This is a genomic window from Leucobacter sp. (assembly GCF_053528595.1).
The window spans coordinates 116,894-130,455 of sequence record NZ_JAIVPF010000025.1; the positions used below are offsets into that span (position 1 = coordinate 116,894).

At 69.0% G+C, this 13,562-nt stretch carries 5 protein-coding genes; 4 read left to right on the forward strand and 1 reads right to left on the reverse strand.

Annotation, left to right across the window (positions count from 1 at the left end; translation table 11 throughout):
- The first annotated feature begins 363 nt into the window (after positions 1-363).
- On the forward strand, positions 364-2,562 hold the full coding sequence (locus ACWKZU_RS05005) for a heavy metal translocating P-type ATPase (RefSeq protein WP_449281296.1): 2,199 nt from the start codon (positions 364-366) through the stop codon (positions 2,560-2,562).
- On the forward strand, positions 2,559-2,900 hold the full coding sequence (locus ACWKZU_RS05010) for a metal-sensitive transcriptional regulator (protein ID WP_449281297.1): 342 nt from the start codon (positions 2,559-2,561) through the stop codon (positions 2,898-2,900). Before ACWKZU_RS05005 ends, ACWKZU_RS05010 begins: the two co-directional genes overlap by 4 nt.
- A 151-nt stretch (positions 2,901-3,051) precedes the next feature.
- Here the strand turns inward: ACWKZU_RS05010 and ACWKZU_RS05015 are convergent, their stop codons facing one another.
- Positions 3,052-5,370 (reverse strand): response regulator transcription factor, encoded by a 2,319-nt coding sequence (locus ACWKZU_RS05015; protein ID WP_449281298.1) that lies wholly within the window; start codon positions 5,368-5,370, stop codon positions 3,052-3,054.
- A 326-nt stretch (positions 5,371-5,696) separates the two neighbouring features.
- On the opposite strand from ACWKZU_RS05015, the gene ACWKZU_RS05020 reads away from it, so the two are divergent.
- Together ACWKZU_RS05020 and ACWKZU_RS05025 are read left to right on the forward strand one after the other, a co-directional pair.
- Entirely contained in the window at positions 5,697-12,002 is a 6,306-nt protein-coding gene (locus ACWKZU_RS05020; protein WP_449281299.1) for a DUF5979 domain-containing protein, read from the forward strand.
- A gap of 356 nt (positions 12,003-12,358) precedes the next feature.
- On the forward strand, positions 12,359-13,510 hold the full coding sequence (locus ACWKZU_RS05025; RefSeq protein ID WP_449281300.1) for a helix-turn-helix domain-containing protein: 1,152 nt from the start codon (positions 12,359-12,361) through the stop codon (positions 13,508-13,510).
- Positions 13,511-13,562 lie beyond the last annotated feature (52 nt).

Consider the following 13,562-nt stretch of genomic DNA (forward strand, 5'->3'; position numbering starts at 1 on the left):
CGGACTGTCTGCTTGCCTGCAACTGTCACCGGGGCCGTCTGACGACGACCCCTGAACCGCGGTGGACCCCAACTCCGGTATCACTCCCTGTGCACTCGTGCGTATTGAAAAGTGGACTCACTATAGCAATCCCACCTGCGCGGAGGCGGGCCGGGTGGGGCCGGCCGGTGGAGCGGAGAGGACCGCCACCGCGGTGGCCGCCGATCGCGCGACGGGGGTCGCAACCGCGATCCGAGGCGGTTGAGCGAGCGCAGCGAGCCGAAACCACTATCTCTCACCTCTTCAGGAATACCCCCACCGGGTATACCGTTGAGGAAACCATCGCTCTCGCGGATACTCGATCCGGAGACGGAGGAGAGGACCATGACTCAGCCCCACCACCCGGATCAGCATCACGCCGGGCACGGAACCACCCACCTCGGGCACGGCTCCGATGCCCCGCACGCCGCACACACCGGGCGCACCGCACGCTCCACCGCCCGGACCGGACACGACGACGCCCGCCCCGAGCACTCCGGGCACGACGCGCACACCGGCCACGACGCGCATGGCGGGCACGGCGATCACGTCGCGCAGTTCCGGCGGCTGTTCTGGGTCATGCTGGTCTTCGCGGTCCCCACCGTCGCGCTGTCCGGCATGTTCGCGATGCTCCTCGGCTATACGCTCCCCGAGGTCCCCGGCCTCTCCTGGATCTCCCCCATCCTCGGCACGGTGATGTACGCCTGGGGCGGACGGCCGTTCCTCGTCGGCGCGATGAGCGAGATCCGGTCCCGGCGGCCGGGCATGATGCTGCTGATCGCACTCGCGATCACGGTGGCGTTCATCGCCTCGTGGGGTGCGAGCCTCGGACTGCTCCACCACGAGCTCGACTTCTGGTGGGAACTCGCTCTGCTGATCGTGATCATGCTGCTCGGGCACTGGATCGAGATGCGCTCCCTCGCACAGACGACCTCCGCCCTGGATTCGCTGGCCGCCCTGCTCCCCGACGAGGCCGAGCGCGTCGAGGGCGATCGAGTGGTGACGGTCGCGCCCTCGGATCTCGCGCTCGGCGACGTCGTCGTCGTAAGACCGGGCGGGAGCATCCCCGCGGACGGGCGGATCGTCGACGGGCGCGCCTCGATGGACGAGTCGATGGTCACGGGCGAGTCCCGCACCGTCGCGCGCGGCGTCGGCGACCTCGTCACCGCGGGAACGGTCGCGACCGACTCCGGACTGCGCGTCGAGGTCACCGCGATCGGGGACGACACCGCCCTCGCCGGGATCCAGCGCCTCGTCGCCGAGGCGCAGAACTCCTCCTCGCACGCGCAACGGCTGGCGGACACCGCCGCCGGCTGGCTGTTCTGGTTCGCGCTCGGCGCCGCCGCGCTCACCGCGATCGTGTGGACGCTCGTCGGGCAGCCCGACAATGCCGTGGTGCGCACGATCACGGTGCTCGTGATCGCCTGCCCGCACGCCCTGGGCCTCGCGATCCCCCTCGTCGTCTCGATCGCCACGGAGCGAGCAGCTCGCGGCGGCGTGCTCGTGAAGGACCGCCTCGCGCTGGAGAGCATGCGCACCGTCGACACCGTGCTGTTCGACAAGACCGGCACCCTCACCAGGGGGGAGCCCACCGTCACCGACGTGTCGGCTGCGGACGGGATCGAGCCGGACCGCCTGCTGGCGCTGGCCGCCGCGGCCGAGTCCGACAGCGAGCATCCCCTCGCCGGAGCGATCGTGCGCGCCGCGGAGCAGCAGGGGCTGCGCGTGCCGGAGAGCCGGGACTTCTCCTCGTCGCCCGCGGTCGGGGTCACCGCCACCGTCGATGGCTCGTCGATCCGCGTCGGCGGCCCGCACCTCCTCGCCGAGGAGGACGCCGAAGAGCTCCCCGCCGCCGAGCGGTGGCGCGCGGACGGGGCCACCATCCTCCACGTCCTCCGCGACGGCCGGACGATCGGGGCGCTGAAACTGGCCGACGAGGTGCGTCTCGAGTCGCGCGAGGCCGTCGACGCCTTGCACGCTCTCGGCGTACGCGTCGCGATGATCACCGGAGACGCCGAAGCCGTCGCACGGACGGTCGCGCACGACCTCGGGATCGACCGATTCTTCGCGGGGGTCCGCCCGGAGGACAAGGCCGCGAAGGTGCAGGAGCTGCAGGCCGAGGGGCGGCGGGTCGCCATGGTGGGCGACGGCGTGAACGACGCCCCCGCCCTCGCGCAGGCCGACGTGGGCCTCGCGATCGGAGCCGGCACGGACGTGGCGATCGCCTCCGCCGGGGTGATCCTCGCCGGCGACGACCCCCGGTCGGTGCTGTCGGTCATCGAGCTGTCCCGCTCCGCGTACCGGAAGATGCGGCAGAACCTCTGGTGGGCCGCCGGCTACAACCTCGTCTCGGTGCCCCTCGCGGCCGGCGTGCTCGCCCCCGCCGGGTTCGTGCTGCCCATGTCCGTGGGGGCGATCCTCATGTCGCTGTCGACGGTCATCGTCGCGCTCAACGCGCAGCTCCTGCGCAGGCTCGACCTGCGCCCCGAGACCAGTGCGCGCACGGTCCTCGCGCACTCCCGGAGCACGGAAGGAGCATCATGAGCACCACCTCTCCCGCAACCTCTGCCGAGGCCCCGAGCGCATCCGCATGCGACCGCGGCGCGCACGGCTACATCACCGACAAGGCCCGCTATCTGGCCCGGCTCAAGCGCATCGAGGGGCAGGCTCGCGGCATCCACCGCATGGTCGACGACGAGCAGTACTGCATCGACATCCTCACGCAGATCTCCGCGCTGACGAGCGCGCTCCAGGGCGTCGCCGTCGCGCTCCTCGAGGATCACCTGCGCCACTGCGTCGCCGATGCGGCCCTCGCCGGTGGCGACGTCGCCGAGGAGAAGCTGCGGGAGGCCTCGCAGGCCATCGGCCGGCTGGTGCGGTAGCCGGGGCGGGGCTCCGGCGCATCACGACCGCCTCTGCTGCGATCTCCGGAGCGCGACGAGCCCGTCACCCGCGTCCCCGATCGCGGGCCGGGACCGCGAGCCCGCCGGCATCGCGCAAGTCGAGTCGGCTCGGCGGAAGCCCCGTACGTCGCTACTCCCGCACCTCGCCGTACCCCTCCGAGGGCAGGTCGAACAGCCCGTATGCCTCGGCCTGGATCACCGCCTGGTCACGCGACTTCACTCCGAGCTTCTGATAGAGCGCGCGCAGGTGCGTCTTCAGCGTGTTCATGCTGACGTGCAGCTCGGTCGCGATCGAGCTGATCGAACGGCCCTGGGCGAGGAGCGGCATGATGCGTCGCTGCCTCGGCGTGAGCGCCGGCAGGGACAGGGAGATGAACGGCGGACGTGAACGCAGCGCCGCGTGGATCTCCGGCGTGAGACCTGCTGGAAGCCGGGATGCGTCGAGCGCGTCCACCCATTCGTGGTATTCGGGAGTCTGGCCTGCGAGGAGCGCGTACCACTCGTAGCCGGAGGCGGCCAGCGCGGTGGCCCTGACGAAGCACTCGATCGCGCGTTCTCGAGCCCCCTCCCTCCACAGCGCGGTGCCGTGGAACAGCAGGGAGGTCGGCACGTAGCGGCGCAGATGCACGCCCACGATCTGCTCCTCGCCGAGGGGCCCGTCCGTCCGAGTCCGCGCGAGCACGTGCTTGTGCTCTCCGGTGGAGAGGTCGAGCCGGAGTTCGGTGAACTCGCGGATCACGCCGTCGGCCCCCTCGGTGGTGCGATCCGAGGACTGCTGGATCGCGGCGAGCTCCCGGCGGGCGAGCCCGATCTTGCCGAGTCCCGCGAGCATGATCGAGTAGTTGAGGCGGGCGAGCCGGTTCATGCGGCGGTTGTATCTCGACCACAGCCCCTCGTGTGCGATCTCCGAGTAGGCGGTGATGCCGTTCTCCGGCTGGTCGGTCACGTAGCAGGTGAGCATCGTCACGTAGTGGAAGTAGGCCCGGTAGTGCGTTTCCCTACTGTGCTCCTCGGCCCGGGCCCGCGCCTGATCGAGGGCGTCGGGCCGGGCGTCGAGCCTTCCTCCGATGAGGAAGTACTCGGAGATGTCCGCCATCGCGCGAGCGGGCCCCGCCCCGCCGAGCTGCGCGATGGTGCCGCGCATCAGCTCGAGCGCTTGCGGATAGTGCGAGTGCTCGCCGAAGAAGATGATCGCCAGGGCGAAGAGGCCGAGTGCCTCGCCGAGGATCTCGGGGGTCGCCCGCTGCGCACCTCTGCTCTCGACCGCAGCGCGCAGAGCGGTGAAGCCGGTGACGAAGTCGATCGCGCACATCTCGGTGATCGCCATCGCGAGAGTGGCATCGGTGAGGAGCCTTACGAGCCCGGAGGGCTGATCGCTCGGAGGGGTCAGCCTCGCCAGTTGCGCGTCGCAGGCGGTGCGGTACCGGATCGCGTCGTGGAAGCGCCCCGTGGACAGCGCGAGCAGCTGGCCGAGGGTTTCGAGCCGTAGTGCCACCTCCGGTTCGAGCCGCGCTCCGGGTGCGTCGAGCGCCGTCCGGACGCACAGGAAAGTCTCGTAGTCGCTGAGCGCATGCCGTTCCGGCGTGTAGCGCTTGGCCAGCAGTTCTGCGATCTCGGCGATCAGCTTCTCCGGGTCGTCCGAAGGCTCCGTGCGGCGAGCAGGAGAGCCGGACAGCTGGAGGAGCGAGAACCGCCGAGGATCGGTCGTCGCAGTGGCGCCGACGGCGTCGCGGGAGATCTGCCGGTAGATTCGCTGATCGACCTCGGTGAGGTGGGCTTCGAGCTGCAGATAGGTGTCGATGTCACCGGGGATCATGGCCTCGGCGGTCTCCACTGCGATCGCGGCGGGGCGAACCACTCCGCGGCCGCCGCCGTCGCGAAGCGCGAACAGCCGGTCGATCACGGTCTGCCTGCCCTCCGGCAGATGCTCGTGCAGGACGTGGCTGAGCTGCACGATCGCCGCGGATTGCAGATGCTTCGGTGTGGGGTGATCGCGAAGGATCGGGAGCGCCTGGGTGATCAGTTCATCGCGATCGCTCAGGATGGCGGCGTACTCGGGCGACACCGCCACCAGTCGCTCACGCACGCGATCGAGCATGAGCCGCTGGTCCGAGACGATCTCCGCACGAGCCGAGAACAGCGGACGCAGTTCGGGGAACTCGGTGGCAAGGCAGAGATACGCCCGGTCGCCCTGCGGAGTGCGCGCCCATTGGCGGGCGGCGCTGATCGCGCTCTGCCGGCGATCCGGGCGCAGCAACCCGATGCGGTCCGAGTCGGCGTACTCGGCCAGCTCGGGCCGTTCGAGAAGCGAGTAGTCGGCGATCACCACGATCGACGCCGAGATCCTCGCAGGCAGGCGGCCCTGCTGGATGACACGTCCGCTCGAATCGGCAAGGACGTATTCGCCGTCACCGGCTATGGCAATGAAACGATTCACCGATCTCGACATCCGCAGTACCTCCTCAACTCTGATGTCGTGCCCCATCCGCGCCTTCGCGGATCCCCCGATACGCACCGTGGATTCACTGTAGTCGGAGCGTTCAGGCCATCCGGACCACTCCGAGAAGCCTCACCCCGTCTTCACCCCAGGTGGGCACCGGGGTTGCCCGAGAACCTCACCTCGTCTTCACCCCAGGTCGCGCTGGAACGATCTCCGCCCCCTCGGAGAGAGTGAGGAGTCACCGAGCGCCGGGCGGTTCTGCCCGCGCTCTCGATACGTCCACGGCCGGCACTCGAGGTCGCGGGCTCCACTGTGAGGTATGAGGGAGAACCGGCATGCTGCTGAGATTCACACGGCTCCTCCCTGCTCGGGCGAGACGAGCCGGAGCGGGGAACGCCGAACCGACACTGACGAACACGGTCAGACGTGCACCGGCGCTGGGCACCGTGCTCGCACTCGCCGGGATGATGCTGGTGCCCGTATCCGCGGCGAACGCCGCACCGGGCGATCTGGCCCACGGCGTGGTGTCGGTCGACGCGAACAAGAACGGCGCGCTCGATGCGAGCGGCGCGCCGGGCGACATCGACAGGGGTCTCGCCGGCGTCGTCGTGAACGCGCTCGACGCCGGCGGCACCGTGGTGGGCACGACGACCACCGCGGCAGACGGCTCGTGGTCGATCAAGGAGGCGGACGTCTCCGGTACCGCGGTGAAGATCGAGATCGTGACCTCCGACGCGAACGGCAACGTCTACGCGACCCACCCGGCGGCGAGCGGCGACAACGCCTTCACGCGCGCCGGAGGCCTGGACAGGGCTGCAGCCGATCTCACCGGCACGGACGTGACGCTGAACGCCCTCGTCTACCCGGTGTGGAAGCTCGACGCGAAACTCGCAGACGACCCGGACGGCGTGGGCGGTAAATCGATCCTCACCGGAACGCCGACCTTCGATGCGAACGACTCCGACCCGGGCAACGACTCGAGCACCGCGAACACGCGGGTGCGCTCGTCCGACATCGTGGCGTTCAACTGGTCGCTGACGACGGAGAGCGAGGACGGCTCGCTCGGGGGCGCGTTCACGGATGCCGTCTTCGAGCAGACGATCACCTTGCAGAACGGTGCGATCGCGAACTTCGCCTCGATTCCCGCGGTCTGCGACCAGGCGAAGAGCCGGATCGTCGCGCTGCCCTCGGGCACCGCGATCGCTGCGAAGACGACTCCGCCGGCCGGCACCACGAGCCTCACCCTGAGCTGCGTGCTCGGCGAGATGGGCGTCGCCCCCGCTCCGTCGGCGTACATCCTGTCGACCCAGGTGCAACCGTCGAGCCTGTCGCCGAACGGCTCCTCCTTCGAGACCGCCTCGCGCTTCTACGCCGTCGACGGCAACGGCGCCGCGACTGCGCAGCCCGATGCCGGTCCGGAGGTGCCGCCGATCGAGGTCACCGCGGCACCGCGCTACGACGTCGAGAAGCTCCCCGCCAACTGGAGCCCCGCCTCGGTCGTGGTCGACGGAGAGGTGACCACGGGCATCCGCTACTGGTACACCGTGCAGATCTCGACCGACCGCAAGAGCGGCGTCGAGGCATTCCAGCAGCCCATCACACTCGAGGAGAGCTTCTGGGGCACGCGTTCGGTCGCCGGCCCCGGCGGCGAGGCGGCGGGCAGCGGCGTCTCGGGCCTGAAGTGGTATCTCGACCGCTGCGAGCCCAGCATGGGGCCGAACGGCGGTCAGCCGGCCAACGGACTGGTGTACAGCCGACCCGGGGTGGTCGCTGCCGCGACGCAGACGAACAGCGTGGCCAACTCTGGCAACTGCAGCATCGCTCGCACCGGAGCCGCCGACACCGGCAACTACACGCTGACCCTCAACGGCATCGATGCTTCAGGGCGCAACTACCCGACCCAGACCGCGGCTGGGCAGTCGCTCGCCGCGGGGCCGTTCTACGTGGCCTCCTATCGGATCGGCGTGTTCATCCCGAGCTCCGAGATCGATCGCCTGGTGGGGGCGCCGGATGACGGCGTCGGCGAGATCAGCGTCTCCAACCGCGTGGGCGATTTCGACCCGCTGGGCATCTCCGGGGCCTCGAACTACGGTTCGGGCACCGAGCCGGGCTACTGCGAGCCCGGGCCGACGAACGATGGATCCACGAACTGCGAGGCGATGGAGGACGGTCGCACGAGCAACAACGTCGCGGGCCCCGTCACGATCCGCATCGCGCCGGGCTCCTGGGCGAAGTACATCCTCAACTTCGGACGGCCGTGGCACGGCAACGAGGCGCTCCTTCCGGGCATGGGCGGGTCCCACGACGGCGCTGCTCAGGTGCAGCCCGGTCAGGCGTTCACCAGCTCCATCCGGCTCAACAACACCGGCAACCCGATGACATCGGCGGAGATGTGCGATGTCTTCGACAGCACGGTGCTCAAGCTCGCTCCGCTTGCGAAGACGAGCACTCTGCCCACCCTCGACGGCGGTCCGGGCTATGCGGCGGACCAGTACTCCGTGATGCTTGCGCGGTACGGCGACAGCTGGACGCTGACCCCCGATGAACAGCGGGCGCGTCAATCAGACTGGATCGTGCAGTACGGTCGCGTGGACCTCACCGGCGACGATCCGAACACCGGCGTCTTCGATCTGACGACGAACCGGTACGAGGGAGACTGGACCCGGCAGCGGCAGGCGACGAACGGCGCGAATACCGTGTGCGGATCCCCCGATATCGAATGGTCCGACACACCTTCGGACGACACCAACGTGGTCTGGATCAAGTCGGCTGACGGCTACGTGATCCGGTCGGGCGAGTTGAACTACTGGCTCCTCGCATTCGAACAGCGCGATACCTATGCAGGCGGCCCGCACGACGGCGAGGCCATCCCCTCGGGCACCGTCGCCGCGAACTACGGCAACGTGAAGAGCTCGACGTACTTGCCGAACTGGAACACCGCCAGCTATGTACCGGGGGCCGGGGGCACCAGCGGTGCGCATCAGGCCGGGGAATCGGGATCGCTGCAGGGCGATCGCTGGACGGTGACGCGTGCGACGATGAAGCTGCAGAAGCGGACGATCGCCTCCGACGTGCTGGGTCAGTCCTCGTCCGGCGTCGCCGACTACGGGGTGACCGGTGCTGCCATGGCCGGCAAGCCCGTCGTGTGGGAGATCACCGCGACGCTCACGGCGAATTCGAACCCCGCGACGCCGGTGAACAACGTGGTGGTGACCGACACGCTGCCGAAGTTCGTCGCCTACAACGAGGCGGCGACCCAGGCGATCGAGGGCGGCACTGCGCCCACCTCGGTGACGGCGAATCCCGACGGCACGACGACGCTGGTGTGGAATCTGGGCACGCGGACGCCGAACGAGGACCTGCCCGTGCTGCGGGTCGCCACGACCACGGACTCGATGGCGCCGCCGAACACGACCGCCGTGAACTGGGCCGCGATCGCGGCCGACGGCATCGTGCCGGTCAGCGCCCACAAGGACGACCACACGATCCGCATCGAGCAATCGGGCCAGGTGCAGCTGAAGAAGAGCGTCGACCGCACGCTCGACCTGCAGAACGACGATCAGCAGTACACCCTGCAGGTGAAGAACTTCAGCGAGACGCTGGCGATCCAGCCGCCGACGATCTACGACGTGCTGCCCTACAACGGCGACGCGACGAACGCGGCGAACGTGAACCGCACACCGTCGTCCGACTATTCGGGTACGAGCCGTCTGCACGAGGCTCCGAAGGCGTTCGACTTCGACGCCACGACCGCACGATCGGGCACGTTCCACTACACGACGGTCCCCGGCGCGCAGGTGCCGCAGCGCCAGCAGGACGACACCGATCCCTCGATCTGGTCGACGACGTTCACCCCGAACGCGACCGGCTTCAAGTTCGTGGCCGACTCGCCGCTGACGACCACCGCCGACGCGGACAAGTCGGGCATCGTCATCACCTTCCGGACCGATCAGGCGGGCAACGATCCGGGTGACATCTATACCAATCGGTTCACCGCGATCAGCAAGACGCTGAACAACGGCGACCAGTTGCTCACCTCGGACACCGTCTCGGTTCGCGTAGCCGGCTTCTCGCTGGGCGACCTGATCTGGTACGACCTGAACGGAGACGGCGAGTACACCGCCGGCACCGACCGCCCCGCTCCCGAGGGCGTGACTGTGCAGGTGCGCAATGCTGCGGGCAGCGTGGTCGCGACGACCACGACCCTGGGCGGCGAACAACAGGGCCGCTGGGTGGTGAACGATCTCTCCGCGGGCGACTACTACGTCACCATCCCGGCCGGCGAGTTCGCCGCGGACGGGAAGCTGGGGGGCGCGATCCCGGCACCCGCCCCGGTCTCCGATCCGAACACCGATGTGAACGAAGACGGAGACCACCATGCGATCGCCGATGGCGCCGGTGTGCGCTCCTCGGGTGTGATCACGCTGTCGGCCGACACGGATACCGACCCCATCGCGGGCGAGGAGCCGCTGATCGACAACGTGGCCGGGCTGACGCTCACGCCGCTCACGGCGGACGACTTCACGAATCTGACGCTCGACCTGGCGCTCACGCCGGCTGCGAAATTCACGGTCGCGAAGGTGATCGACGGGGCGGGTGCGCAGTATCACGCCGACACCGAGTTCGACCTCGAGGTGACCTGCACGCTGGGCGGTTCAACCGTCCGCGGGTACCCGAGGACGGTGACGCTCAAGGGCGGCGAATCGTCCGAGTTGTCCGCTCCCGCGGGGGCGAACTGCACGGCGGTCGAGACCGACGACGGAGGCGCGACCGAGGTCTCGATCGATCCCGAGGGCGGTGTGAGGCTCGACTTCGAGCCTGAGAACCCGATCACGATCACGGCGACCAATACCTTCGAGATGACCGACTTCGTCGTCGCGAAGACGGTGGAGGGGAACGGCGCGCACCTGCACGCCGACACCGAGTTCGCGATCACGGTGGACTGCCGGATCGACGGCACCTCCTGGGGCGCCGGCGGCTACCCGCAGGACATCACGTTGCGGGGCGGCGAATCGGAGACCTTCACCGCACCCGTGGGCGCGAACTGCACCGCGACCGAGACCGACGCCGCAGGCGCCACCGAGGTCTCCGTCGACCCCGCGGATGGCGTGCTGCTGACCGGCGAGGAGGACGCGGCGTTCGCGATCACCGTGGTGAACACCTTCGAGGTGGGCTCGTTCAGGATCCTCAAGGAGCTCGACGGCGCCGGTGTCGGCCTCAAGGACGCCTACGAGTTCGGCTTCACCGCGGTATGCACCTACCGAGACGCCGAGGTGCTGAACGAGAACGTGACCCTCACCGGTGACGGGACCGCGGCGATCGAATCGGGGCAGTTCGACGATCTGCCCGTCGGCGCGGAGTGCACCATCACCGAGACCGCGAACGGCGGTGCCGACGAAACGCCGGCCCCGGTGCAGATCACCATCGATCGCGATCCCGAGACCGTGCAGATCGCGGGCTTCGTGAACGAGTACTCCGCCGGCACCATCGAGGTCGTGAAGACCCTCGAGGGAGCGGCCGCCGAGCACGCCTTCGTGAAGGATCTCCCGTTCGAGGTGGCGGTCACCTGCCAGGTCGACGTCGATGGCCGAATCGTGGACGTGTACAGCGGGGTGTTGCGGGTCAAGGGCGGCGAGACCGTCTCCCCCGAGATCGACGGCGAGCCCGTGCTCATTCCGTTCGGCGCCCGCTGCTTCGGCGAGGAGACGAACGCACAGGGCGCGAGCCGAGCGACCGTGGACCACGACGGCTACGACAACGCGGCGATCGTCACGAAGGGCGACGTGGATACTCCTCAGAAGCTCACTCTGACCGCGGTGAACACCTTCGACCAGGCCTCTCTCACGGTGTCGAAGAAGGTCGTGGGCCCCGACACGGGCGAGTCGTACTCCTTCGAGCTCGCCTGCACCTACCCGGTTGCCGGCGAGGACGGGACCGTCACCCGGACGGCCTATCCGCTCGCCGACGACGATGCGAAGTTCACGCTGAAGCACGGCGAGAGCCGCACCGTCGAGGTGCTCAAGGGGGTCGACTGCGGTGTCGTGGAGACTGACGCGCCGGCCGGTGCGGTGGTCACCTACCTCGACAGCGACGGCACGACCCTCGGCGGTGACACCGACGGCGAGGTGAGCGATCTCGTCGGAGACGGGAACACGATCGAGGTCACGAACGCGCTGGAGCTCGCGAAGCTCACGGTGTCGAAGACGGTCTCGGGACCCGGCCCCGAGGGGGCGGAGTACCGCTTCGAGCTGGACTGCACCTACCACGGCACCGACGGCGACGTCCCGTTCCCGCTCGAGCCCGCCGACGCGGAGTTCGCGCTGAAGCACGGCGAGAGCCGCACCATCGAGGTCCTCGCGGGCGTCACCTGCAAGGTGGCCGAGACCGATGTGCCCCGGGGCGCGACGGTCACGATCGTGGACACCGACGACCGCACCGACGGCGGAGCGGAGGACGGCGTGATCGCCGACCTCCACGGCGACGGGAACACGGTCGAGGTGACCAACACCTTCCGGAAGCTCAGCACGACCGGCGGAGCGCCGCTCACCGGCGCGATCGCCGCGACGTCGGTGCTGCTGCTCGCGGGTGCCGCGCTCCTGGTGGCGCGGCGTCGCAGGAAGGAGCACACGCCGGGCGAGTGACGCCCGAGCGCAAGACCGTCGGGGTTCGCGTTCTCTCCCTCTGTGTTGCACAGGCGAACCCCGACCGGCAGTCGGAAGTCGAGTAATCCAGGATCCCCTACTCTCCCCAACCTGGCCCTGCTCGCCCCGACGCCCCATCGCGGGTCTCATTCGGCTTCGTTCCCCGACGGAGCCGAATGAGGCCCGCTTCTTCTCGTTTCCCAGACGTCCGCCGCGGGCGAGGCGCCCTCGCCGCAGCGCGGTCCGCCGATGGCGGGATGGAGGCTGCGCGCTGCCGGTCGACCGCACCACTCGCATGATCATGCCGTTCCCCGATCCGGATGCCCATACGCGCCCGGTCCCGCGAGAATGGCACCATGGACGAATCGCCTTGGCAGGAGCTCCTCGCACGCGTGCGGACGGACGTGCCCGACCTCCTGCACGACTTCCTCGCCGAACTGGAGAGCCACGAGGGGTACTCCGATGGCCCGGTCTCCCGAGAGGATCTGGAGCGCACGGCGCTGCAGGCGTTCGATCTCTTCCTGAATCGCCTCGCGAGCCCGGAGGGCGAGGAGATATCAGCCGAGTTCCCGGAAGCCCTGGGGCGGCGACGGGCGCGCCAGGGGGTGCGCATCGATCAGTTCACCGAGGCGGTCCGGATCAATTTCCGGCTGCTCTGGAGAGCGCTCGATCGGGCGGCCCAGCCGGACCTCGTGAATGAACTCGTCGCGAACGGAGAACGCGTGCTCAACGTCGTCGAGCGCTATGCGACCGAGGTCCAGCACGCGTTCCTCGACGAAACGCAGCGAATGGAGCAGTTCCAGCGGACTGCGCGAGAGCGCGCGCTCGCAAGACTCTTCTCCGGGCACGCCGGGGCGGAGGAGCTGGCGCGGATCGCCGAGCTCCTCGGGCTGCGCCCGAACGACACGTTCGAGATGTTCGCGGTCGACTCGTCGTCGATCGCCGGGCAGCGCCACAGCGGCGTCTCGCGCTTCGGGGCGCTCGGCTACGAGGACGGCGAGCTGGTCTATCTGTTCCGCTCGCGGAGGGGCCCGGTCGATTGGCCGGTGTCCGCGCCCGAGCTCGACGGCGTGTACATCTCGAGGATCTCGGGCATCGAGCGGCTGGTCTCGGCCGCAGCGCTGGCGAAGCGGCTCTCAACGGTCCGGTCCCAATCGGGCCCCTTCACACTCAAGGACGGTTTCCAGCATCTGGCGGGCGATATCGTTCTGGATCGGATCGCCGGCTTCGAGCATGAGCTCATCGGCGACTTCGCGAACGCGGCACCCGAGGAGCGGTCGCGGTTCGCGCAGACGATTCATGCCTTCATGCGGAGCGGATCGATCCAGACGACCGCAGACGAGCTCTATCTCCACCGGAACACGGTCTTCAAGCGGATGCGCGCCTTCCACGAGCTGACCGGTCTGGATCTCAGCGTGCCCCGGGATGCGGCGATCGCGATCCTCGTTCTGCATTCCGAGGAGGTCGGTGTCGATATGCACACCCGACGCCCCGATCCGGCTCCATAGAGACACCGACGGTGTCATCCGGGAGACGTAGTCTCGGATCCATCGACTCATC

Bases quoted from the DNA above. Each gene is read 5' to 3' on its own strand.
- ACWKZU_RS05020 (WP_449281299.1), top strand. From the start codon at position 5,697: ATGCTGCTGAGATTCACACGGCTCCTCCCTGCTCGGGCGAGACGAGCC.
- ACWKZU_RS05015 (WP_449281298.1), bottom strand. From the start codon at position 5,370: ATGTCGAGATCGGTGAATCGTTTCATTGCCATAGCCGGTGACGGCGAA.
- ACWKZU_RS05010 (WP_449281297.1), top strand. From the start codon at position 2,559: ATGAGCACCACCTCTCCCGCAACCTCTGCCGAGGCCCCGAGCGCATCC.
- ACWKZU_RS05005 (WP_449281296.1), top strand. From the start codon at position 364: ATGACTCAGCCCCACCACCCGGATCAGCATCACGCCGGGCACGGAACC.
- ACWKZU_RS05025 (WP_449281300.1), top strand. From the start codon at position 12,359: ATGGACGAATCGCCTTGGCAGGAGCTCCTCGCACGCGTGCGGACGGAC.